22 protein-coding genes are annotated in these 23,527 nt (G+C 65.1%); 12 read left to right on the top strand and 10 right to left on the bottom strand.

Features of this window, described 5'->3' with window-relative positions; genetic code table 11:
• Window positions 1-22: 22 nt before the first annotated feature.
• On the top strand, window positions 23-940 hold the full coding sequence (locus BAC01S_RS08865; RefSeq protein WP_027794446.1) for a fumarylacetoacetate hydrolase family protein: 918 nt from the start codon (window positions 23-25) through the stop codon (window positions 938-940).
• 233 nt (window positions 941-1,173) lie between these two features.
• Here the strand turns inward: BAC01S_RS08865 and BAC01S_RS08875 are convergent, their stop codons facing one another.
• Window positions 1,174-2,040, bottom strand: a complete 867-nt coding sequence (locus BAC01S_RS08875; RefSeq protein ID WP_027794447.1) for a helix-turn-helix domain-containing protein — start codon at window positions 2,038-2,040, stop codon at window positions 1,174-1,176.
• A gap of 339 nt (window positions 2,041-2,379) precedes the next feature.
• On the opposite strand from BAC01S_RS08875, the gene BAC01S_RS08880 reads away from it, so the two are divergent.
• The 5 genes from BAC01S_RS08880 to BAC01S_RS30700 all read left to right on the top strand — a co-directional run bounded on the left by BAC01S_RS08880 (window position 2,380) and on the right by BAC01S_RS30700 (window position 9,665).
• Entirely contained in the window at window positions 2,380-3,144 is a 765-nt protein-coding gene (locus tag BAC01S_RS08880) for an alpha/beta fold hydrolase (protein WP_281175889.1), read from the top strand.
• Window positions 3,145-3,180: 36 nt separating this feature from the next.
• A complete protein-coding gene (locus tag BAC01S_RS08885; protein WP_322786887.1) occupies window positions 3,181-3,762 on the top strand; it encodes a nuclear transport factor 2 family protein in 582 nt (193 codons plus the stop codon).
• Window positions 3,763-3,959: 197 nt separating this feature from the next.
• Window positions 3,960-4,256: a XapX domain-containing protein gene (locus BAC01S_RS08890; protein ID WP_027794450.1), complete on the top strand. Its 297-nt coding sequence runs from the start codon at window positions 3,960-3,962 to the stop codon at window positions 4,254-4,256.
• Complete coding sequence (locus BAC01S_RS08895) at window positions 4,253-6,139, top strand: amidohydrolase (protein ID WP_027794451.1); 1,887 nt, start codon at window positions 4,253-4,255, stop codon at window positions 6,137-6,139. Before BAC01S_RS08890 ends, BAC01S_RS08895 begins: the two co-directional genes overlap by 4 nt.
• A 556-nt stretch (window positions 6,140-6,695) precedes the next feature.
• Entirely contained in the window at window positions 6,696-9,665 is a 2,970-nt protein-coding gene (locus BAC01S_RS30700) for an ATP-binding protein (RefSeq protein WP_169740112.1), read from the top strand.
• Here the strand turns inward: BAC01S_RS30700 and BAC01S_RS30705 are convergent.
• The 6 genes from BAC01S_RS30705 to BAC01S_RS08930 form a co-directional block, all read right to left on the bottom strand.
• Window positions 9,593-11,113 (bottom strand): efflux transporter outer membrane subunit, encoded by a 1,521-nt coding sequence (locus BAC01S_RS30705; RefSeq protein WP_052408716.1) that lies wholly within the window; start codon window positions 11,111-11,113, stop codon window positions 9,593-9,595. The genes BAC01S_RS30700 and BAC01S_RS30705 overlap by 73 nt on opposite strands.
• Entirely contained in the window at window positions 11,092-12,225 is a 1,134-nt protein-coding gene (locus tag BAC01S_RS30710) for an HlyD family secretion protein (RefSeq protein ID WP_043201682.1), read from the bottom strand. Before BAC01S_RS30710 ends, BAC01S_RS30705 begins: the two co-directional genes overlap by 22 nt.
• 63 nt (window positions 12,226-12,288) lie before the next feature.
• Window positions 12,289-13,905, bottom strand: a complete 1,617-nt coding sequence (locus BAC01S_RS30715; protein WP_245616544.1) for an MFS transporter — start codon at window positions 13,903-13,905, stop codon at window positions 12,289-12,291.
• Between the two features lie 44 nt (window positions 13,906-13,949).
• A complete protein-coding gene (locus BAC01S_RS08920) occupies window positions 13,950-14,603 on the bottom strand; it encodes a hydrolase (protein ID WP_027794452.1) in 654 nt (217 codons plus the stop codon).
• Window positions 14,604-14,728: 125 nt separating this feature from the next.
• On the bottom strand, window positions 14,729-15,370 hold the full coding sequence (locus tag BAC01S_RS08925) for an HD domain-containing protein (protein ID WP_027794453.1): 642 nt from the start codon (window positions 15,368-15,370) through the stop codon (window positions 14,729-14,731).
• 13 nt (window positions 15,371-15,383) lie between these two features.
• Window positions 15,384-15,794: a DoxX family protein gene (locus tag BAC01S_RS08930; protein ID WP_027794454.1), complete on the bottom strand. Its 411-nt coding sequence runs from the start codon at window positions 15,792-15,794 to the stop codon at window positions 15,384-15,386.
• Window positions 15,795-16,181: 387 nt separating this feature from the next.
• Here BAC01S_RS08930 and BAC01S_RS30720 point away from each other — a divergent pair, with 387 nt between their 5' ends.
• Window positions 16,182-16,601, top strand: coding sequence for a DUF3331 domain-containing protein (locus BAC01S_RS30720; protein WP_052408717.1), 420 nt, complete (start codon window positions 16,182-16,184; stop codon window positions 16,599-16,601).
• Window positions 16,602-16,643: 42 nt separating this feature from the next.
• Here BAC01S_RS30720 and BAC01S_RS08940 read toward each other — a convergent pair whose 3' ends face one another.
• Window positions 16,644-17,498, bottom strand: a complete 855-nt coding sequence (locus BAC01S_RS08940) for a helix-turn-helix domain-containing protein (RefSeq protein WP_027794455.1) — start codon at window positions 17,496-17,498, stop codon at window positions 16,644-16,646.
• 307 nt (window positions 17,499-17,805) lie between these two features.
• Here BAC01S_RS08940 and BAC01S_RS08945 point away from each other — a divergent pair, with 307 nt between their 5' ends.
• The 4 genes from BAC01S_RS08945 (at window position 17,806) to BAC01S_RS08960 (ending at window position 21,012) form a co-directional block, all read left to right on the top strand.
• On the top strand, window positions 17,806-18,537 hold the full coding sequence (locus tag BAC01S_RS08945) for a glucose 1-dehydrogenase (protein WP_027794456.1): 732 nt from the start codon (window positions 17,806-17,808) through the stop codon (window positions 18,535-18,537).
• Between the two features lie 163 nt (window positions 18,538-18,700).
• Complete coding sequence (locus tag BAC01S_RS08950; RefSeq protein ID WP_245616545.1) at window positions 18,701-19,015, top strand: DUF4148 domain-containing protein; 315 nt, start codon at window positions 18,701-18,703, stop codon at window positions 19,013-19,015.
• A gap of 319 nt (window positions 19,016-19,334) precedes the next feature.
• Entirely contained in the window at window positions 19,335-20,249 is a 915-nt protein-coding gene (locus BAC01S_RS08955) for a dioxygenase family protein (protein WP_027794458.1), read from the top strand.
• Between the two features lie 13 nt (window positions 20,250-20,262).
• A complete protein-coding gene (locus BAC01S_RS08960; RefSeq protein WP_027794459.1) occupies window positions 20,263-21,012 on the top strand; it encodes an SDR family NAD(P)-dependent oxidoreductase in 750 nt (249 codons plus the stop codon).
• Between the two features lie 108 nt (window positions 21,013-21,120).
• Here the strand turns inward: BAC01S_RS08960 and BAC01S_RS08965 are convergent, their stop codons facing one another.
• Window positions 21,121-22,080 carry a quinone oxidoreductase family protein gene (locus tag BAC01S_RS08965; RefSeq protein WP_027794460.1) on the bottom strand — a complete coding sequence of 320 codons (960 nt, stop codon included), beginning with the start codon at window positions 22,078-22,080 and terminating at the stop codon, window positions 21,121-21,123.
• Between the two features lie 173 nt (window positions 22,081-22,253).
• On the bottom strand, window positions 22,254-23,069 hold the full coding sequence (locus BAC01S_RS30725) for a class I adenylate-forming enzyme family protein (protein ID WP_281175890.1): 816 nt from the start codon (window positions 23,067-23,069) through the stop codon (window positions 22,254-22,256).
• Here BAC01S_RS30725 and BAC01S_RS30730 point away from each other — a divergent pair.
• Window positions 23,030-23,500 (top strand): PadR family transcriptional regulator, encoded by a 471-nt coding sequence (locus BAC01S_RS30730; protein ID WP_043201686.1) that lies wholly within the window; start codon window positions 23,030-23,032, stop codon window positions 23,498-23,500. The two genes, BAC01S_RS30725 and BAC01S_RS30730, sit on opposite strands and share 40 nt — an antisense overlap.
• The last annotated feature ends 27 nt before the right edge of the window (window positions 23,501-23,527 follow it).

Genomic DNA, 23,527 nt, shown 5'->3' on the forward strand with positions numbered 1-23,527 from the left:
TTCGTTATACGTAATTTCCACCATGAAAATCATTGCCTATGCCAATGGCGACGACATCGCGCTCGGCGTCGTCACCTGTGCGACTCACTTCGTCGATGTCGCCGATGTCGCTCCCGATCTGCCACAGGACCTGATCGCGATTCTCGAACGCGAAGACGGTCTCGCGTATCTGCGCGAGGCCACCGCGGACGTGCGCGGCAACCGGGCGCTTTCGGACGTCACGCTCAAGCCGTTTCTCGCGCGGCCCAATGCGATCTGGGCGTTGGCGCTCAATTTCAAGAGTCATATTGCCGAAACCGGTTTGCAGACCAACCCCGCGTATCCGCATCTGTTCCTGCGCACCGCCGCGTCGTTTGTCGGCGCGGGCGAGCCCATCCTCGCGCCGCGTCCGTCACTGGCGCGCGCGTTCGACTACGAAGGCGAGCTCGCCGTCGTGATCGGCAAGAGCGGGCGCTATGTTTCCGTCGAGGAGGCGCTCGACTACGTGGCGGGCTATACCTGCCTCAACGAAGGTTCGGTGCGCGAGTATCAGATGCACAACCGTCAGTTCGGCCTTGGCAAGAATTTCGAGGCGTCGGGCGCCTATGGTCCGTGGTTGATGACCGCCGACGAGTTCGGCGATCCCGCCCGGCATAGTGTGCTCACCCGCATCAACGGTGTCGTTCGCCAACGCGCGCCGCTCGACGACATGCTGCTCGGTGTCGCGCAGGTCGTCAGCTATCTGAGCGAGGGGTACTGCCTGCGCCCGGGCGACCTGATCGCCATGGGGACGCCGGGCGCCCTGAAGCCCCAGCCCGACGACGTGGAAGGCCAGGATCTTTCCCGCCAGTTCGGTCCGTTCCCGACACCGGGCCTCGTGCATATGCGCCCGGGCGATCTCGTCGAAGTGGAGATCGACGGCCTGGGCGTGCTGCGCAATCCCGTGATCGCCGACGCCTGATCGATGCCGCCGGAGCGCCGAGGCGTATTATCCGTTCAATAAGGACTGCGATATTACAGCCATGAAACGGCAGTCCGGCTTTACCGGAGTCGCGGATGTTCCGGTATTTTTCCGGCAACTGCATGCGGTCGCTGGCTGTCACGCGCGCGCTCGCGAGCGGCGGCGACTTCGGCGAAATCGAGTGATTCGCCGACCGCCTGTTGCCGCGAGGACAGCGGTCGTGCGCGATTAGCTCAGTCTTCGCCTGCGCTGAGTACCACCGAGCGCCGCCGGAAGTCGCCCGGCGGCACGCCCATGTGCTGGGAGAAAAAGCGCGTGAAGTGGCTGTGCTCCTCGAAGCCGAGCTCGCTCGCGATGTCCGCGAGCGGGCGGTCGCTGGATCCAAGAAGTTTGATGGCGTGCGACATGCGTACCCAGTCGATGTAATGCTGGGGCGAAACCCCCATGCAACGCCGGAACTGCTCGAAAAATCGCGAGCGCGACAGCCCGACTTGAGACGCGACTTCCGCCACGGTCGGATTGCGCAGTGAGGTGTGCTTGATGAAATCGAGGGCCTTGCGGATCCGGAAGTCCATGGGCCGACCCGTGGGGGTAAGGCTCTGCGTGAGCTCGGGGTCGGCAAAATCGCGGCCGACCGCCGTGAGGAGATCCTCGAGAATCGCCACGCAATCCTGGTCCTGCGAAATGAGGTGATGGGTGATCGCCGCCGCAAGGCGATCCACATGATGGTGTACGTCCGGCGTCACCACGACCAGCGGTGCGGGGAAGATATGCGCGGAGCCGTGCTCCCGCAGCTTGAGCCGCGCGCGCAGCCAGGGGGCCTCGATAACCAGCGACAGGATGAGCGACGGCTGATCGTCCGTGCTCGCCTTGGCGTGCTCTACCCAGGGGTTCAGGCATAGGGCGTGATCCGCGCTCAGCGTGCAGTCGTCGGCCCCGATGCGGAAGCCGCAGTCGCTTCCTCCGAGTTTGAATAGAAACTGGAACTGCGAGTGGGCGTGCGCAACGAGGGGGCGGCTAATGAAATTCACGGTGGCCCGCCCGAATTCTCCTTGAAGAATCCAGACGGGCTTGTCTCCTTCGCTTTGCATAATCGTCATGCTCGAACTTCCTCTGGGGGCGACCGTCCTGCTTGCCCCTCAATTTGCCAAATATCGGATTGCGAATCAAACGGTGCGGCCGGGTGTCGATAGCCGCGAGCCCGCGCTTGCTGAGGCTCTACTTGACCAAAGTGCCGAATGACCGTCAATCGGGAGAAACGCTTTGCGACGCAATGCGGCGCCTCCAAAAAAACGGACGATCCGATAAGCGGGCGCATCGTCTGGTCAGGGGTTCGAAGCATGCGGGCCCTATAGTGGCCGTCATCACACATTTGCAAGTCGAATGTCCGATGCGATGAGAGCGGGGAGACGAGGATGAATTATTTCGAGCGGGACGGGATGTACTTCGGTTGGCGGGAAAGCGGGCGCCGCGACGGGCCTGTGGTCGTTTTCAATCACGGGTTTCTGATGGATAGCGAAATGTTTTCGCCGAATATCGAAGCCCTGGGCGACACGTTCCGCTGCATTGCGTGGGACCAGCGCGGCTTCGGGACGACGGGCCCCGCCACGCGCCCATTCACCTACTGGGATTCGGCCCATGATCTGATCGCGCTGCTGGATCATCTGGAGGTGGCCTCTGCCTCGCTCGTGGGCATGTCCCAGGGCGGCTTCATTGCGATGCGTGCGACGCTGCTCGAGCCCGACCGCTTTCGCGCGCTCGCGCTCATTTCCACGCGCAGCGAGATCGACGAAGCGCCGGTGCAGGAGTCGTTCCGCGAGCTGAAGAGCGAGTGGGCCATGAACGGGGCAACGAACGTGGCCGATCAGCTTGGCGATTTTCTGCTCGGAACGCGGGGTCACGCCGCCTCCTGGGTGGCGAAATGGCACAAGATGAGTCCCCGGCATTTCGGCAATCCGGTGGACGCGCTCGTGCTGCGCGACGACATCACGGCGCAGCTGGGGCAAATCACGCACGCTTCGATCGTGTTTCACGGCGCCGCCGACAGGGCGATCGATCCCGCTTGCGGCCGCACGCTCGCCAATCGGCTGCCGAATTGCAAGGAATTCGTGCTGGTGGACGGGGCAGGGCACACGCCCAATCTGACCCATGCCGCGCAGGTGAATCCAAAGCTGCGCGAGTTCCTGATGCGCTACGCCAGATAGGCGCGTCCTTCTGACTCGTGCGATGGGGGCGCGAAGATGGGGCGCGAAGATTGGCCACGAAGGTTGGCCACAAAGGTTGGCCACGAAGCGCGCCGAATTTCCGGGCGGGGTTATAGTGGCCCGATCACGTTCCGCCGCTCGGAGGCGACGATGGCGCTGACCATGCAGACGATGACCGACGAGCAACGAAAATCCATTGCCGTCGAATATCTCAAGGCCTTCGACAACGGCGGCATCACGTCGACCGGTGCAGGCATTCTCGATCTGTTCGCGGACGACGCACAGGTCTACTTTCCGAAATGGGGACTCGCCAACGGCAAGGAGCAGATCGGCAAGCTGTTCGCGGATGTGGGCAGCACGCTCAAATCGGTCACGCATCACTACGCGCATTTCAACTGGGTCTTTTCCGGCAGCGACGTGCTGGTTTGCGAGGGAACCAGTCACGGCGAGCACCGCGACGGCGCGTGGCGCGCGGGCGTTCCGCCGTGGGGGGCAGGCAACTGGTGCGATGTCTTTGAAATCCGCGACTGGAAAATCCAGCGCGTGTTCATCTATCTCGACCCCGACTACGCGGGTCAAGATACGTCACGCTACCCCTGGCTGCCGAAACCGACGTAATGTGCCGGCATTCGTCGCGCACGTGTCGACTCGCTGCGCCCGACTTCCGGATTCTGGACATTTCATGCACGACGCAGGGCGGTGTGTGCAGCGAAACATCACCACTCGGGCAAAGCGATTACTCTCCTCTCTGCCAGCACGCCCGGGCCGTGGTTGCCGAGGCGCATGAACCGGTCTGTCATCAGGAGAACGTGTCGATGAAGCCGTACCTTCTCTCGCTCGCTGCCGGCCTTCTCGTCGGCGTGGTCTATAGCCTTCTGCACGTGCGTTCGCCTGCGCCGCCGCTCGTTGCGCTCGTTGGCCTGCTGGGCATCCTCGGCGGCGAACAGATCATTCCCGTGGCGAAACAGATGTGGACTGGCGCAGGTTTCCACACCGCCTGGCAAGAGTCGAAGTGCAACCAGCACCTGTTCGGCTCGCTGCCCGGCGGTCCCGAACTCACCCGACGCACGAACCGCGTCGCCACTGCCGATACGCCGGAGAAGCGCTCATGAATACCCCTTCCGCTCATACGCCCGACCTGATCCTGCACAACGGCCGCTTTACGACGCTCGACCGCTCGAAGCCGGAAGCGACCACCGTAGCGATCCATGACGGCGTTTTCACCGCCGTCGGCAGCGATGCCGAAGTCATGCGGCACGCGGCCGGCAGCACGCGCGTGATCGATCTGCAGGGATGGCGCGTGCTGCCGGGCCTCATCGACAATCACCTGCATATCATTCGGGGCGGCCTGAATTTCAACATGGAGCTACGGTGGGATGGCGTGCGCTCGCTCGCCACCGCCATGGAGATGCTGCGCGCGCAGGTTGCGATCACGCCGCCGCCGCAATGGGTGCGCGTAGTGGGAGGCTTCACGGAACACCAGTTCGCCGAGAAGCGCCTGCCGACCATCGAAGAGCTGAATGCCGTCGCGCCCGACACGCCCGTGTTCATTCTCCACCTCTACGACCGCGCGATCCTGAACGCGGCGGCGCTGCGCGTCGTGGGCTACACGAAGGACACGCCGGAGCCCCCGGGCGGCGAAATTACGCGTGACAGCGCGGGCAACCCGACAGGACTCCTGCTCGCGAAGCCCAACGCCGGCATCCTGTATTCGACGCTCGCAAAGGGGCCGAAGCTGCCGCCCGAGTACCAGTTCAATTCGACGCGCCATTTCATGCGCGAATTGAACCGCCTGGGTGTGACGGGCGCCATCGACGCGGGCGGCGGGTTCCAGAACTACCCCGAAGACTACGCGGTGATCCAGAAGCTCGCGGACGAAGGACTGCTGACCATCCGGCTTGCGTACAACCTCTTCACGCAGAAGCCCAAGGCAGAGAAGGACGATTTCCTGAACTGGACCAGGACGTCGAAGTACAAGCAGGGCACCGACTATTTCCGCCATAACGGCGCCGGTGAAATGCTGGTGTTTTCCGCCGCGGATTTCGAGGACTTCCGCCAGCCGCGTCCCGACATGGCGCCCGAAATGGAGGGCGACCTCGAGGCCGTGGTGCGCATTCTCGCGGAGAACCGCTGGCCGTGGCGGCTGCATGCCACCTACGACGAAACCATCAGCCGCGCGCTGGACGTGTTCGAGCGCGTGAATAAGGACATTCCCCTGGCAGGGCTGAACTGGTTCTTCGACCACGCGGAAACGATAGGGGATCGCTCCATCGATCGCATTGCGGCGCTTGGCGGCGGTGTGGCCGTGCAGCACCGCATGGCTTACCAGGGCGAGTACTTCGTCGAACGATACGGCGCCCAGGCCGCCGAAGCCACGCCGCCCGTGAAGCGCATGATCGAGAAGGGCCTCAAGATATCGGCGGGCACGGACGCCACCCGCGTCGCTTCCTATAACCCCTGGGTGTCGCTCTCGTGGCTCGTGAGCGGCAGGACGCTCGCCGGTCTGCGCCTCTACCCGCAGCGCAATTGTCTCGATCGCGAAACGGCGTTGCGCATGTGGACCGAAAACGTGACCTGGTTCTCGAACGAGGAGGGCAAGAAAGGGCGTATCGAGGCGGGACAGTTGGCTGACCTGATCGTCCCCGACCGCGACTACATGACGTGCGCGGAGGCGGACATTGCCGACACGACTTCGCTCCTGACCGTCGTGGGCGGCAAGGTCGTCTATGGCGCGGGGCCGTTCTCGCAATACGACGCGCCGGTTCCGCCCGCCATGCCGGATTGGTCCCCGGTGCGTGCGTGGGGAGGCTATGCGGGCTGGGGCGCGACGCAGCGCACCGAAAACGCGCCGTTGCAGCGTGCCTCGGTGGCGGCCTGCGGCTGTGCGAGCGCATGTGGCGTGCACGGTCACGCGCACGCGTGGGCGCGCAGCGTGCCGACTTCGGACTTCAAGGGCTTCTGGGGGGCGTTGGGCTGTTCTTGCTGGGCCGTTTGAACCTGAACGCGGCACCCGTTTGCGTGCCGCGACGGCGGACGTTTCTTGAAGCGGGCTACTGCCTACGACGGCAATAGCCCGCATTTGCTTTCATGAAACGGGACGGTGTTTCCCGCTATCGTCTACTCAATGCTTACATTGCCTGTGGATCTTTCTGCTTGCTCACCGCCACGACAAGCTCGCGCCGCGCGCACTATGATGCAAAAAGAGTCGATGCAGGTAATGGGTTCCAATCCCGTGGAGTCTTGGCGGTGCCTACCCTCTTTGACACGGATGATCTCCCGGCGAAGCGGCGCTTCGCCCTGTGACGGGACCTGGCATTAAGGCGCTGGCGGGAATGACGCCCGGGGCGCACAATGCACGCAGTCCTTATACGCGGCTTGCAATCGATTTCATCCGCAGTGTGGCCGGCATGGCCGATCAACTGGATGGAGAGAACGCGCGTCGTATTGCCGGGAAGTCCTTGCCTGCCGGGAAGCGCGCGTGTTCGGGCAAGCCATCGTTCCGGTTCGGTCAAGTGCCGCACAGGCACAAGGGCTACCATGGAAAAACCCACGTGGTGATACATCGAAGGGGCAAGAAGTCGATGGTCCAGATCGGCAAACTGCAGGTCAGCATCGAGCGCAGAGAGGTGACTGAAAACGGCCTTCCGCTGCGTATCGGCTCGCGTGCCTTCGACGTGCTCGAGCTGCTGATCGACGCGAGCGGCTCGCTCGTCTCGAAGGACGAGATCATGAGCCGCGTGTGGCCCGACACCGTTGTCGAAGAGAACAACCTGCAGGTGCAGATCGCCGTGCTGCGCAAGGTGCTGGGAAAGGATCGAGGCCTGATCCGCACAGTCCCGGGGCGCGGCTATCAGTTGATCGGGGCAGGGCCGGTCGATGCGCAACAAGACGCCCCCGCCCCGCATGACGGCCAGCGCGAACTGCCCGCGCAGGCGGAGCTGATCGGGCGCGAGGCGGCCGTCAACGACATCGGTGCGATGCTGGGCGTTTCGCCCGTGCTGACGCTCGTGGGCGCGGGCGGCATCGGCAAGACGAGCCTGGCGATCCGCGTGGCCCGCGAGTATGGCCATGGCTTCCCGGGCGGTGTCCGGTACGTGGAGCTGGCGCCGGTTCGCGAGCCGCGGAAGGTGCTGCTGGCGGCCGCGGAGGCTTGCGGTGTGCGGATTGCCGAAGGCGCCGGCGACGCCGCGAGCGCGGCATGCCTCGCGGTGGGCCTCGCGCAGCAGCAGTGCCTCGTGATATTCGACAACGCCGAGCACGTGGTCGCGGCCGTCGCGGAGCTGGCGGATGCGCTGACCTCGTGTTTCCCGGCGGTCACGCTGCTGGTGACAAGCCGGGAACCGCTCAGGATCGCGAGCGAATCCATCTACCGGGTCGAGCCGCTGGACGTCGCCTCCGACGACGCGCCGCTCGAACATCTGCATGCCTGCCCCGCGGTTCAGCTCTTCATGCGGCGGGCGCAGGCGCTGGGGTGCGAGGTGGGGACCGACGAGCGAAGCATGCGGCTCGTGAGCGTGATCTGCCAGCGGCTCGACGGCATTCCGCTGGCGATCGAGCTGGCGGCGGCGCGTTCCGCCGCCCTGGGCGTCGCGGGTGTCTACGCGCATCTCGACGACCGTCTCCAGTTGCTGGCCGGCGGTCAGCGCAACGCATTGCCCCGCCATCAGACGCTCAGGGCGACTTTCGACTGGAGCTACGCGCTGCTCGACACGCCGTCGCGCAAGCTGTTCCGCCGTCTGGGCGTGTTCGGCGGCAAATTCACCTTCGAAGCGGCATGCGCCGTCGCCATGGACGAGGACATGACCATGGCCGGCGTCATCACCGGCATCAGCGAGCTCACGGCCAAGTCCCTGCTCAACGTCGAGTTCGAAAACGACGTGGCGCGTTACCGGCTGTCCGAATCGACGCGCGCTTACGCCATGGAAAAGCTGCAGGACGAGGGAGAAGTGCAGCGGATTGCCGACCGTCATGTGCGGTTCATCCGGCAGCGTTTCGACGATGGTCTCCTGAACGAGCCCGGCGCCGCGGAGCCCTCGAAGCAAAGCGATCTGAGGCGGGCGCTGGACGACGCGCGCGACACGTTCGATTGGGCCTTTTCGTCGGCGGGCAATATCCGGCTCGGCATCGCGCTTGCGGGCGAGCTGATGGGGCCGTTGCTCGAGTGCTCGCTCGTGGACGAGTGCTGCGCCAGAGCGAGCCAGGCCGTGGCCGCCATCGACGCGTTGCCGTCGGGCTCGGTGGACCCGGACTGCGAGATGCATTTGTGCGCCACGCTGGCCTCCACGCTCGCGAACACGAGCGGCCCCGTGAGCCGTTCGGTGCAGCTCTGGCAACGGGTGCTGGCGCTGGCGTCGCGCACCGGCAACCTCGGCTATCAAGCGAAAGCGATCTGGGGCCTCTGGAACACGATGGTCTCGCTTGCCGACATTCACGCGGCCATGGGCTATGCGATGCGCTATCGTCAGTTTGCCATCGAGCACGGCACGCAATTGCAGCACATACTGGGCGATCAGCTCGTGGCGGCCACCTTGCATTGCTTCGGCATGCATGAACAGGCGCGCGTGAATCTCGAACTGGGCATCGAGCGTCTGGAGGCCCTTCAGCACGAAGTGCCGCGCGGCGGCCTCTCGGTCGATCCGCTGATCTTCAGTCACGGAACGCTGGCGCGCATTGCGTGGATCCAGGGCGATCCCGACCGCGCCATGAAGATCGTCGAGCAGACCGTCAATCTGGTGCATACGGATACGCTCGAACCGTCCTTCAGCCATGTGCTGGCCGTGGTCGCCGTTCCCCTCGCCTTGATGACCGGCGATCTGCAGGCCGTGGACCGCTATCTCGACATCCTGCGCTCACAGGTCGTTCTGCATCACATGGACATGTGGTGCAAATACTGCGATTGCCTCGACGCGCAGCGCGACGAACTGGCGGGGAACGGTAACCGGTCGCTGCGGCTGTTCGAAGAGGCGCTGGACGAACTGCTTGCGCGCGGCTTTCGCCGCTTGCTGACGTCGTCCATCGTGGCGTGCGCGGCTTCTCTCGCGCGCTGGGGGCGCACCGACGAAGCGAAGCAGCGCCTGGCCGAGGCGCTTGCCTGGTGCGAAGGCCATGGCGAGCAAGTGTTCGTGCCGGAAATCTGGCACGTGATGGGCATGGTCGAGCTCGAGGAGGCCGCGCGGTGCGCCATGCGCGAGGACGCCGATGCGCACGAGGCCCGCGCGCGCACCTGCTTCGAAACGGCAATCCGCATTGCCGGCGAGCATCGGGCGTCGATGTGGGCGCTGCGCGCCACCGTCTCGCTCGCGCGGCTGCTCGTGAGGCAAGGCCGGCGTGCCGAAGCGCGGCGCCAGCTCCAGCCGTTCACGGTGATCTTCGACACGCGATCGAAAGCGCGCGACATCCGCGATCTTTACGATCTTCTGCGCGAACTGTGCATGCCGGCAGAGATCGATCACGGCTTGAGGGCGGCGCTCGAAGCGACCGGCGCGCTGTCGTCGTGCCAGCCGCCGCCCAGCGCCTTGTAGAGCGCCACAAGGGCGATGTCGGTGTCGCGGTCGGTTTGCGCGAGCTTGTCCTCGGCAACGTATAGCGACCGTTCGGCGTCGAGCACCGGCAGGAAATCGTCCAGGCCTTGCCGGTAGAGCCGCTCCGCGATTCCCACCGCGTCGCGATCGGCAGACGCCTCGGCGGCGAGGCGCTCGCGCCGGATTTTCGACTGACCATAGGAAACCAGCGCGGTTTCGACGTCGCGCAACGCGTCGAGCACGACACGCTGGTATTGCGCCGCCGCCGCGTCGGTGCGCGCCTGCTGGGCCTGCACCGTGAACCGGACCTTGCCCGCGTCGAATACCAGCCAGCTGATACCGGGGCCGACCGAGAGATAGCGGCTCGGCGCAGCCAGAAACGTCGATGCATCGAGACTCTCGAGACCCGCCGCGCCGGTGAGATAGAAGTGCGGGTAGAGATCGGCGGTCGCCACGCCGATGCGTGCATTCGCGGCGGCCAGTTGGCGCTCGGCCGCGCGGATATCGGGGCGGCGCTGGAGCAGATCCGACGGCAGGCCGACGGGCACGTCGGCCACCGGCATGGGGATCGCCGCCGGCGCATCGAGTTCGGTCAGCAGCGATTCGGGCGGCACGCCCATCAACGCGCCGATCCGGTAGATGGCGGTTCGCGCGTCGACCACGAAGGTCGGAATTTCCGCTTCGGTCGCCTCGACCTGGGCCTGGGCGCGAAGCACGTCGAGGCGCGACGCGAGGCCCGCGTCGAACTGGGCGCGCGTGAGGGCCAGCGCGTCGCGCTGGATCGCGAGGTTTTCCTGCGCGACGGCGAGCTGCCGCTGCGCGCCGCGGAGAACCACATAGTCGCGCGCGATCTCGCCGGTCAGCATGAGGACGGCGTCGCCGCGCCCGGCGAGGGACGCTTCGTAGGCCGCGTTGGCGGCTTCGATGCGCCGCCGCGTGCCGCCGAACACGTCGATTTCCCACGAGGCGTCGAAGCCCGCCTGCCACAGATTGCCGTCGATACCCGGGCCAAGCCCGCCCGGCGGCACGCCAAGCGGTACGTTGGCACTGCCATGCGTTCTCGCGTAGGCGGCGCCCGCGTCGACCTCGGGATATTCGGCGGCGCCCGCCACGCCGCGCATGGCCCGCGCTTCGCGCACGCGCGCCTCGGCTTCCGCGAGATCGGGCGCGGTTTGCCGCGCCTCGTCGATCAGATGGTTCAGGACCGGATCGCCGAAGTTCGTCCACCACGCCGCGTCGAGCTTGGGCGACGTGAGCGGCGCGGTGGTCGGCGACCCGGCTGCTTCACTATAACCCGCCGGCAGGCTCGTTTTGGGCGGCACATAGTCCGGCCCGACCGTACACGCGCCGAGCAGGGCGCAAGCGCCGAGCAGCAGCGCCGCCCGCGCGGGCGGGCGGCGGCCTTTGAGCCACCTGTGCGCGACGGCTAATTCAGCAGGCCTGACCATCTGGGAGGCTCTCGGGTAAAGATACGGGTCTCGACGGACATCCCCGGGGAAATCCAGCGCAGCGCGTCGGCGGAATCGTCGAACACGATTTTCACCGGAACGCGCTGCACGACCTTGACGAAATTGCCGGTGGCATTTTCCGGCGGCAGGAGTGCGAAGCGCGAGCCGGTGCCGCGCTGGATGCTCTCGACGTGGGCGCGCAGCTTCAGGTCGGGGAAGGCGTCGACGCGAATGGTCACCGATTGGCCCGGCCGAACGTGCGTCAACTGCGTTTCCTTGTAGTTCGCGATCACGTAGAGCCGCTCGGGCACGACCGAAAGCAGCAGTTGCCCCGGCTGGACGTAGTTGCCCGTTTCCACGCTCTTTCTCGCCACGCTGCCGGTTTCCGTCGCGTAGATCTTCGTGTAGGAGAGGTTCAGCTGTGCCTGGGCCAGCGCCGCGCGCGCTTGCGCGACGGCAGCCTCGGCCGTGAGCGCCTGGGTTCGCGCGAGCTTCGCCGAGGCCTCCGCGGCCGCGATGCGCACTTGCGCGGCAACGGCGGTTGCCTGCGTGCCTTGCGCCGCCGCCGCGCCTTCGTCCACCCGCTCGGACGACACCGCGCGCACGTCGGAAACCGATTGCAGCCGACGCAGATTGGACTGCGCCAGCTTTGAATTCGCCTCGGCAACGTCCAGCTCGGCGCGCTCCTGCGCGACGCGCGCATCCGCCACCGGAATGTCGTCGCGCGCTTCCTGGAGCTTGCTTTGCGCATTGGCGAGGTTGGCCTGGGCCTGCTCCAGCGCGACCGTGTAATCGCGCGGATCGAGATCGATCAGCAACTGCCCCGCCGTGACCGGGCTGTTGTCGTCCACATAGAGCTTCTGCACGTAAGCGGGCACCTTGGGGATGATCGATACGACGTGGGCATCCACGTAGGCGTCGTCGGTCTCCTGCTCGTAGAGACCCGGCAGGAAAAAATACAGCGCGACGACGGCGAGCACGAGGAGGCCCAGTCCCGCAAACAGCAGCGAGCGCCGGTTCGGCCCGGCAGGGCCGGGCGTGGGCGCGTTCGCCGGCGGTGCCGCTCCCGCGCGCGTTTCATTGGGCTTTTCGACAGGCGGGGCTTCGCTCATCGCGCCTCCCCTCGGGTGTCTCTCGCGACCCATGGCGAATGTTGTGGCTTCAAGGCAATCGTCCTACTTGCGTTGCACGGGGGTGGGCGGAACAATCGGGAGCAGGCATAGGGCGATGATTCCCACGGCGGCCATGAACGCAAACGCGTCGGCATACGCGTAGGCCGTGGCCTGATGCGCGCCTTGCTCCGCGAGCATGCGCAGGGAGGCCTGCTGCGCCTCGAACGGCGTGTAGCCGCCGTGCGTCGTGAGCGTGCCGGAAACCGTTGCGAGCCATGAGCGCGTCACGTCGTTGTCGTGCCGCACATGATCGAAAAGGCGCGCGGAGTGCAGGGTTTCGCGGTGCGAGATCAGGATCGTCAACAGCGCCACACCCAGCGAAGCGCCGAACTGGCGAAACGTCATGTACAGCGAAACACCGTCGAGGAGCTTGTTCTGCTCGATGCGCGCAACCGTGCCGCTGCCCACCGCGGGCAAGAGCGGCGAAAGGCAGAAAGCGTACAGCACCATTGGCAGTACGAAGTACCATCCCGGGGTTCCGGTGGTCAGGAGCCGGTTGCAGATCAGCATCGAGAGGATCAGCATGACGAGGGCGAAGGCGATGGCCTTGCGCTGCCCCACGCGCGCGATGAAGCCGACCATGAGCGGCCGGATCGCGGCGGCGGTGAGCGCATAGACGCACATGATCTGGCCGGTCTGCGTGGCGCTGTGCGTGTTCGACGAGACGTTGCGCAAGAACTCCGGCAGAACGAACAGGCTGCCCGAAAGAATCATGCCGGTGAACACGCCGATCAACGCCGACGAGAGCACGTGACGGTCGCGCATGAGCCCGAGCCAGAGCAGCGGCGTGCGGTTGGCGGCGCTCATCTGCCAGGCGATGAAGAGAATCAGCGCGCCGGCGCAGAGGAAGCCGAGCATGCGCAGGTGCGCGGAGCCGAACCAGTCGTCTATCTCGCCGCGGTTGAGTATCACCTGCAGCGCGATCAGCGCGGTGGCAAGCAGCACGATGCCGGGCCAGTCCGTGGCGGTCAGGCGCTCCGAGCTGGGCTTGGGCTGGTTCGGGAAGTGCCGCGCGATCAGCCACAGCGCGCCGGCGGCGTAGAGAAGATTGGGCAAAAAAATCAGGCGCCAGTTGGCGTGATCCGTGATGTAGCCGCTCGCGAGCAGGCCCGCTGCGCTGGAGAGATACAGCATCGTCGAAATGCGCATCAGCGACGGGCTGCGCTGCGGCTTGGGCATGAGCAGGTAGACGGAGGCGCGCCACCACATCACGAGCCCCGCCGCGGCGAGTCCTTGCAGGGCCCGCCAGAACAGCATGATGTCGAGGCTCGGGGCGAGCGAGCAGCCCACTGACGTGAAGGCGAATGCGACGACCGTGCCGAGCAGGAAGCGCTTGTAGCCGAAATGCCCCGCCATCCAGATCGAAATGGGCACGCCCAGAAACAGCGAGCAGCTGTACACGGTCAGAATCCAGCTGGACTCGTCCGCGGAAACGCCGAGCGTGCCGGTGAGATCCGTGAGGACGAGATTCACGCTGTCGAACGTGTAGAACTCCATACCGGTCGCGAGCCCCAGACCGATCAGCAGCGCCCGGACGTGTTCGGGCGCAGGCGCTGCCGCCGCCGGCGGGGAGGCCGGCGGCGCCACAGGAGCACCGGTTGGAAGGGTGGCCTGGCTCATGAACGAGGGTCGAAGAAAAAGGCCAGCATACCGTACTAACGGGGTCAGTGGCCTTCGCTCGCGCCGAACATGGTCTTGGCGTAGATGAGGCCGAGGCCATAGGCGCCGCCATGCGCGATCGAGGTCGCCACCGTCTGGTTGTACGTTTCGCCGCGCGCCCAGTCACGTTGCAGTTCGAGCAGGTATTGCAGCGACGTCATCGGGCGTGCGCCGAGCTGGATCATGCGTTCGAGCGCGCGTTCGTGCGCTTCGTCGGAAACGTCGCCGCAGGCGTCGGCGATGACGTAGACCTCGAAGCCCTGATCGAGCGCGGAGAGCGCCGGGCCGACGATGCATACCGAGGTCCACAGACCCGCGAGGACGATCTTGTCCTTGCCGATGGCGTTGACGCGCTCGGCAATGCGCGGGTCTTCCCACGTATTCATGGTCGTGCGGTCGATCACGTGCGTTTCGGGAAACACCGACCGGATCTCGTCGAAGATCGGGCCGGAGAAGGACTTCTCGGCGACCGTCGTGAGGATGGTGGAGACGTTGAACTCCTTCGCCGCCTTGGAAACGAGCGCTGCATTGTTGCGCAGCGAAACAGCGTCGATCGACTTGGTGGCGAACGACATCTGCGACTGGTGATCAATCATGATCAGCGTGTGATTGCTGGGATCGAGCAAAGTCTTGCCGGGTTGAGCTTTGGCGGTGGGCATCGTGATCTCCTGTCAAGGGACGGTGAACAGACGGGCCCGTCCTGGCTGGGCCGTCTGTCGCTTTCTGCTCCGGCAGTCCGCATTTCGCGGCACAGTCCGGAACAGGTGTTGCGCGTTGCGGTATTTCACTCCCGCCAGCCCGAGCCGAGGATCAGGCCGCAGAAGTTGAGACGCCGGTAATTCGGATCGTTACGTTCGAGGACATCGGCGCAGACCGAGCCAAACGTGGTGGCCGGCCGGTTCGCGAGGCCATGGGCGAACGTGTCGATGACCAGTTCCTTGAAGTGGGTGCCGCGCGGGTATTCCTGCAGCACGGCGCGGCGCCTCGGTTCGCTGACTTCGTCGAAGTGCAGGCCGAGAAGGTCGGTTTCGACGCCTGCGGCGAGCAGCGCCGTGAGCGAAGTGAGCTCGGTAGGGATGCCAAATGTCGTATGCAGGGCAACGGCAAGCCAGGCTTCGTTGATCTGTTCCTGCGAAATCCGATGGTGTTTCAGGAAGAGGCGCAGCGCGTGCGCGCCATCGACTTCGAAGCGCCGGTGCGAATCGCGGTAATCGTCGGTCAGTCCGACGTCGTGGAACAGTGCGGCCACATAGAGCAGTTCCGGGTCGAAATCGAGCGCGCGGTGTTCCCCTATCAGCGCTCCGAACAGGAAGACGCGCACCGAATGGCGAAACAGGATGGGCGGCTCGCTCGCGAGAATGGCGGCACTGGCGGCCTGGGCGAGGGGGCCGTCCGGAATCGTCACGCCAGCAATGATCCTGCTCATCGGTACGCTCCGTTCATAGGCCAAGCCAGGCGCCGAGGGCATACTGCCCCGGGCCCGCGATCGCGATCGTGCCGAAGAGAATCAGGAGCATCCACGCGAACTGCGCCTGATCGATCGTCCATTCGGGATGGACGCGCAGCAGCGCGATCGCCGTGACGGCCATGACCGGCAGGGCGGAAAGGCGTGTGGCGACGCCGACGATCATCAGAACCGGGCAGACCACTTCCGCGAAGATGGCGAATGCGATCGTCAGCTTCTTTCCGAAATGGAAAGGATCCTCGATAACCGCGGCCTCGCGCCGGTAGTGCTCGACCTTCGGCAGTCCATGGACGATCAGCACGAGCACGCTCGCACAGACGCGCAGAAACAGCAGTCCGATGTCGGTCGAGTTGGCGGCCACGCGGGCAAAGAACGCTGCCGTCATGGCTGTACCCGTCCTCGAAGCGACGGGCCGCAAGAGCGAGCCTGCCGTTGCCGCGAGCCTTGCAAATGAAGCGGGTGAGGGGTGGCGGCGCTGGCGGTCTGCGAAATCATCATTCCGGCTCCTGATACGCGGCGTCGGGCAGCGAGGCCTCCCGGGCATGGTCGGGAGGCGTTGATTGCATCGTTGTCAAGCTACCCGGGCTCGCGCGCAAAGTCCTGAAAACGACCTGAAAAGTTCTGGCGTTACAGGCAAGCGCCTCGCGGCGCGAAGCGGGCGGGGAAATCGGCGGCGCGTATCAGGAGATATCAGAACGATTCAGGTCCGTGCGCGCGTGGCTGTGCCAGGATGCTTGAACCCGTTGCCTTCGATCGTGAGAGGCATGCCGTTATGAACGAATTCAGCACGTGGACACGAATTGTCGGCTCGCTGTCGGGCGAAGCCGGCACTTGTGCGGAACCGCAGCGCGCCGCGCGCAGGCCTCGCCCCTCGCGCGGCGCCGCGCCCATCCATGCCGACGGCTGCTCGTCGGTCGTGGCATTGGAAATGTCCGACGATTACGCCCTGATCATTTGCTGGAGCGACGCGACGCGCGGCCGCTACGCCTACCAGCGGTGGGTGATTGGCACGTCGCGCGGCAGGGGGTGCTGCGCGTTGAGCGGACGCACGATCTATCGCGGCGACCGCGTTTACCGGCCCCAATGGCGAGGCGGCTATTGCCCGGCCAATAGCGCGGAGATGATCCTGGCCGCAGCGATCAGGCGCATGGGCATTGGGGTAGCCGAAGCGGAGTCGTTCGACGAGGCGTAAAACGACCGTTCGCGTTCGCGGGCGAACGGCATTGGCCTTCGCTCAGGCAGACGGCCGCGATCCGGCGCCCTTGCGCAGACGCATCGGCGTCACGCCCAGGCGCTCGGCGAACACGCTCGTCATATGCTGCTGCGAAGAGAAGCCGCAGCCGAAGGCGATGTCGCTGATGGGCAGATCGGTATCGCGCAGCAGGGTCGCGGCAGCTTCTACGCGTTTGTCGACCACGAACCGATAAAGCGAATAGCCCGTGCGTCCCTTCACGCCATCCACGACCGCGCGCACGGGCAAGTCGAGTGCGCCGGCGATTTGCGGGCAGGTCAGATTCTCCGCGAGGTTCGCCGCGATGAATTCTTCCATGCGGGCGAATTGCGTATCCGAGAGGGCGATCTTGCGCGGCGCCGGACGTTCCAGCGCACGGACGGTTTCGAGGCAGGCGAGCGTGCCGACGCACTGCGCTTCCCACGGGTCGAGCCGGCCCGTGCCCGCCACCTTGCGCCGCGCATAGCGCACGAGATGCTGAATGGCGGCCGCGGCGATGTTGTCGACATTGCCGTTGCGCCGCAGCGCCGCAGCGCCGCGCTCGCACATCGGCTCCAAAAGCGTGTCCTGGCAGCGAAAGGCGATGAACCGTTGCCGCACTTCGAGCGCGTTGATCCACATGCGGCTGCCCTTGGGATGAAACGCGAGCGTTTCGCCCTTGAACGTATGCGCCGCCAGTTGCTCGTCGTCGTATCGCGCTTCGGAGGCGATGTCGCCGAGCAGCAGGCAAATGACGTCGTTCCGGTTGATCGAATCGAGCAGATACGGCTCTGCACCCGAAATGCAGTAGTCGAGCCCGGGTGCGCCGCTGGCGAGGCCAAACTGTTCGAATCCCTGCGTCCCGGCTTCACTCGCCATCCTTGTCTCCTGGTTGCCCGCGCTTTGCCTCGAACGCGCCACGCCGCCTTCCGCCGGATTGTCCGTGGCGCTCGCTGTCCAAAAGTATAGAACCTGCACCGCGTACCGCATGCATCGGGCATGCGTATCGGACAAACTGGTCGATCCCCATTTGGCAAAAATCTGTAACCGCCCAAATCTGAAAGACGCCGTCCGGGCCGCCGCGTAGTCTGGGTATCGAGACGGACGGCGTCGCGCCGCGCTTCTGCCGAACGTCGCCTGCCGTAATACGGCCATCGAAATTTCCATGCGAACCGGGAGAAGGGTCGTGAAACTCCAGAACAAGGTCGTGCTCGTCACGGGCGCCGCGCGTGGACAGGGCGCCGCCGAAGCAAGGCGATTCGTTGCCGAGGGCGCGAAGGTGGTATTGGCGGATGTGCTCGACGAGGAGGGCCAGCGGCTCGCGGCGCAACTCGAGGACCAGGCGATCTATCAGCATCTCGACGTGACGAGCGACCCCTCGTGGGTCGCCGCAATCGAGCGGACGGAGCGCGTTTTCGGACGCTGCGACGTGCTCGTCAACAACGCCGGCATCTACTGGCCGGCGGCGATCGCGGGCACCACGGTGGAGCTGGCCGAAGCGATGTTCCGGGTCAATCAGCTCGGGACCTTGCTCGGCATGAAGCACGCGGCGGCGTCGATGAAGAAGACAGGAGGCGGTGCGATCGTCAACATCTCGTCGACCGCCGGTCTTCGCGGCTTTGCCAATGCCATCGCCTATAGCGGCACGAAGTGGGCCGTGCGCGGCATGACGAAGGTGGCGGCGGCCGAGCTTGCGCCGCATGGCATTCGCGTGAACTCCGTGCATCCCGGCTGCATCGCCGCCGACATGCTCAAGCAGAACAACGAGGAGGTCCACCGCATGGGCGCGGAGAGGGCGCCGCTGGAGCGTCACGGCACGCCCGACGAGGTCGCCACCCTCGTTGCCTTTCTCGCGAGCGACGAGAGCGCGTTCATCACCGGCGCGGAAGTCGCTATCGACGGCGGCTGGGCGGTGTGAGGGCGTCTTGCCGCAGCGCGGATTGCGCGAATACAAAATCGGAGGATCCGGTAAACGCCAGGACATAAAGCGTAGATCGAATTGCAGCCCTTCCCCGATACTGGATGCGGGTTCCGACTGAGCAAGGGACCCTTTTCGAAAACCAGATAGAGGAGACACATACATGCTGCAACGTCGCGGTGCGATGGTCAGAATCCTGGCAACCCTCGGCTGCCTCTCGCTCCTGGGCGGCACGGCTGCCGTGCAGGCGCAGGAGGGAAGCGCGGCAACGGCGGCTCCTGCGGCGTCCACGCCGAAGCAGATTCGCAAGGCCCAGCGTAAGGCGGCGCGGACGCGGAAAAACGCGGAGCTCAAGACCCTCGAGAAGGGCGGCTATCAACCCGGGCAGGATACGGCCGATTACCCGCAAAGCCTGCAGAACGCCGAGCACAAGACGGTGCCGCAGTCACCCGCCGGTGCCTCCAGCGCGAGTCATTGACGTGGCGGGCCGCCAGAATGCCGACGTCGAATACGTTTCGTCGAGTCGGTCAGAACGTCCACGCTATCCCTCACCTCGTATTGGATAGTGACGGCAATACACAGTCGCCGGTAGGGGAACTGTAGTCCGCGCTGGTTTTCTTGACGGGACAGGTGTTTCCGAATTTCGGACATTCCATTCACCTGGCAGAAACTCGGAAGCGATTGTCCGCCACGGCTTGATGGACCGGATAGCATGAATACAAGGCGAACTGATCGGCCGACGGCGCGAGAAACCCGCCAACCGGGCGGTTGCCGCAGGAAAACACGCGGAGACTTACATGACGGATTTATCCCACCTCGACAGCATCGTCGACGACCCCGATTCGATCACGGAAGTCGTGCTGGCGGCCATGAGCAAGACGGACGATGCGCGGCTCAAGCAGATCGTCGATGCGCTGGTGCGCCACGCACACGCGTTCTTTCGTGAAGTACAACTGACGGACCAGGAGTTCGAAAAGGGACTCGAGTTCGTCAAGGGCATTGGCCAGGCGACCGTTGACGACCACAACGAGGTGGTGCTGGCCGCGGACGTGCTGGGCTTCTCGACGCTCGTCACCCTGCTCAACACGGCCGATCGCAGCAATCGCACGCCCGGCGCGCTGCTTGGGCCGTTCTACCGGGGCCGCTCGCCCGAGTACGCGGACGGCGCCTCCATCGTGGCCGATGGCTCGCCCGGTGCGCCGCTCTTTGTGCGCGGCCGCGTGGTGGACACGACCGGAGCGCCTGTCCGGGGCGCACTCGTCGACGTCTGGCAGGCGTCGCCCATCGGGCTCTACGAAAACCAGGACCCGGACCAGCCCGACATGAACCTGCGGGGCCGATTCCGGACCGATGCGCAAGGCTATTTCAGGCTCCGCTCCGTTCGTCCCGCCGGCTATCCGGTGCCCACCCATGGCCCGGTAGGCCGGTTGCTGGAGAAGCAGCATCGTCACCCGTACCGTCCGGCGCATATCCACTTCGTCGTGGTCGCCGAGGGTTACGAAACACTGATCAGCCAGGTATTCGCCGACGATTCGGAATACCTGGGATCGGACGTCGTCTTCGGCGTGAACCGGGCGCTCGTCGGGAAGTTTGCCGCGCATGAGGACGGCAGGGCAGCCGCACCGGACGTCACGGGCCCGTATTACACGCTCGAATATGAATTTGTCGTGGCGGAAGGCACGCCTGTCTGGCCGACGCCCCCCATCAAATAACGTGGAGAACAACGTGTCCAACACGCTTGAAGGAAAAGTCGCGGTCATTCTTGGCGGCACCGGCGGAATCGGTGTGGCCACCGCAAAGCGGCTCGCGGCAGCGGGAGCGCGCGTCGTGGTCTGCGGCCAGTCGGACCTCGGGAAAGCGCAGCATGTCGTTCAGTCGTTGCCCGGGCAGGGGCACGTAGCGAAAGTCGTGTCGATTGCCGAGAGCGATTCGCTTGCCGCGCTGGCCGGCGACGTTCGCGCCTTGTTCGGCCGCGCCGATATTCTCGTGAATACCGCGGGCTTTACGAAGCCGGTCAGGCACGGCGACCTCGAAGCGCTGACCGACGAACTGATCGACGAGATCATGAAGGTCAACTGGCGCGCGCAATTCGCCGCGATCCGGGCATTTCGCGCCTTGCTGGACGAGTCCGGCGCGGGGCTCGTGGTCAACGTGTCTTCGATCTCGGGCTCGACGGGATCCGGCAGCAATATCGCCTACTGCGCCGCCAAGGCCGGGCTCGACGTCATGGCCGTTTCGCTGGGCCGCGCGCTGGCCCCGCGCATTCGCGTGCTGAACGTGTCGCCCGGGGTCGTGGATACGAGCTTCGTGCCTGGACGCGGCGCGGACTTCAACGAAAAGGCGGCCGCGTCCACGCCGCTGGGGCGCATCGGCGCGCCCGACGATATCGCCGAAGCCATCGAGGCGTGCGCGACCCACCTGAAATTCAGCACCGGCACGACCATCGTTGTCGATGGCGGCCGGCGGCTGGGCTAGTCCGAAGCGAGGTTCATGATGCACGCAAGACCATCGTCACCCGCGCCGTCACAGGGAATCTGACCAGGCCGGAGCAGCACCCGGGACTGCCCGTCACGCCCGGCCCGATTACATGTTGATGACAACGCGGCCGGCGGTACCCGCGGCGACGGCGCGGTACGCGTCCTGGCCGTGCGCCAGATCGAAGCGGTGAGCGATGATGGGCGCTCTCAGCTTGCCGCTTTCGAAGCCTTCCACGAGCGCGCTCATGAGCGGCGCCGACTCGGCAACGCCCAGCTTTGCGCTGTCCGCGCCGAAGAGCTGGGTTTCGTTGTGGTAGAAGTCGATCAAATCGAAATCCACCCGGCGCTTGCCCGTGGCGCTGATCGCCACCACGCGGCCGCGCCGCTTCGGCAGATGGAGGGCGGGTTCGAAGGCAATTCCGCCCACGGCGTCGTACACCACGTCGACGCCGCCCATCAGTTCGCGCACACGGCTGACCGTGTTGTCGTCGAACGGCACGTATTCGTCGATGAGCTCCGCGGCAGGCGAGCCGGCGGCCGGCGCTGCAATGTCGATGCCGATCACCCGGCAGCCGCGCGCCTTCGCGATTTGCGTGACGGCGCCGCCCACGCCGCCGCCCGCGCCGATGACGGCAATGGTTTCGCCTTCTTTCAGTTGTGCGTAGGAGACGGTCCCGAGCCACGCGACGACGAAGTTCACGCCGATGGCCGACGCCTCTTCGTGCGAGAGCGTAGCGGGCTTGCGAGAAAGGGCGGCGAGCGGCACCTGGATGTACTCGGCATGCGTGCCGTCGCGCGTGAAGCCGATGTCGCCGCCGGTGCCCCACACATCCTTGCCCAGCCATTCGGACGGCCCTTCCACCACGACGCCGCTGAAATCCCGCCCCGGCACGCGCGGCCGAACCGTGTGGTCGAAGTGCCCGGACACGTTCTTGACGTCGCTCGGATTCACCGATGCGCTGCGAACCTGCACGATGGCGCTGCTGCCGTCCCGTTCCGGTGTGGGCACGTCCACGTATTCGAGAACGTCCGGGGTGCCGAAGGTTTTGAATTGCAAGGCTTTCACGTCATCCGCTCCTGGGGTTGTAATGGGCCGCCAACCGCAACCATTAATTAAAAGGAAGGTAGTGTAAAGCCGGGCAGCTTCGCCGTTCAGACATCCGCTTTCGAGTTATGGACAGAATTCCGGCGCGGACGGTTCAGCAGGATGACTCGCAACGCCCGCCAGGGTTGCCCATGTCAGCTCGACGCCATGAATTCCTGGCGCAGCACGAATTTCTGGATTTTTCCCGAAGCCGTTTGCGGGAAGTGATCGACAAAGCGCCAGACCCGTGGCGTCTTATAGGCAGCGAGGCGCGCGCGGCAGAATCCGGCGAGTTCGTCGCTGCCCGGATCGCAGCCCGGTCGCGGCTGTACGAAAGCGACGACGACTTCCCCCCATTCCGCGTCGGGAACCCCCACGACCGATACCTGGGCGACGCCTGGGTGGGTACACAGCACGTCCTCGACTTCTCGTGGATAGATGTTCTCTCCGCCGCGAATAATCATGTCCTTGATGCGGCCGTGGATGCGCAAATAACCCTGAGCGTCCAGACTGCCGAGGTCGCCGGTATGCAGCCATCCTTGCGCGTCGATGGTTTCCGCCGTGGCTTTGGGGTTGCCGAAATACCCCTTCATGACACAGATGCTCTTTGCGCAGACTTCTCCAATCACACCCAGAGGGACGATCTCTCCGGTATCGGGATTCGTGATCTTGATTTCGGTCTGCGGCAGCGGTCGCCCCACCGTATCGATCCATTGCGGATTGGGGTCGCGCGGCAGCGTGTGAGCGATATAGGGCGACGACTCGGTCTGGCCGAAGCCGATCGCGACATCGGTGTCGAACTCGGCGAACGCGCGGCGCACGAGTTCCGGGGGGACGGGTGCGCCGCCCAAGGTCGTCAACCGCCAGGACGAAAGATCACGATCTTCGGCGCCGGGTTGATCGAGCATCCTGATCAGCATCGTAGGCACGCATAACACCAACGTACCGCGATAAGCCTCGACCAGATCGATTCTGGCCTTTTCCCCACTCGCAGCTTTACGGCGAGCCGGAGCGGTTGTCGCGCGAGGGCCTGCTGGACCAGGAGGTGGAGGAAGGCGGGCGCCGCCGCCGGGTCTATTCATTGACGGCCAGCGGCCAGGAAGCGCTGGAGAGCTGGTTGAAGACCCCGCCGGGCGAAGTGTTCGAGATGCGGGATATGGCGGTGCTGCAACTCTTTTTCAGCGAGTTCACCAGCACCGCCGAGCTCACGAAACTGGCGGAAGATCAGGTGCGGCTCCACAAGGAACGTCTGGCCGTGTACCGGGCCATTATTGAGCATAACGAAGGAAGAGAGGGGGCGGCTCGCCGGATGGCTCCCTTGGCGCTTGGCGTGCGGATGACAACGGCGTGCCTGGAATTCTGGTCCGATATCGCCGAAAACCCGCCGCCTGGGCGGGAGTAGCCGAGCGGCCTTTCAGACCGGTTGGCC

This window comes from Paraburkholderia acidipaludis NBRC 101816 (assembly GCF_000684975.1).
Taxonomy (GTDB): domain Bacteria; phylum Pseudomonadota; class Gammaproteobacteria; order Burkholderiales; family Burkholderiaceae; genus Paraburkholderia; species Paraburkholderia acidipaludis.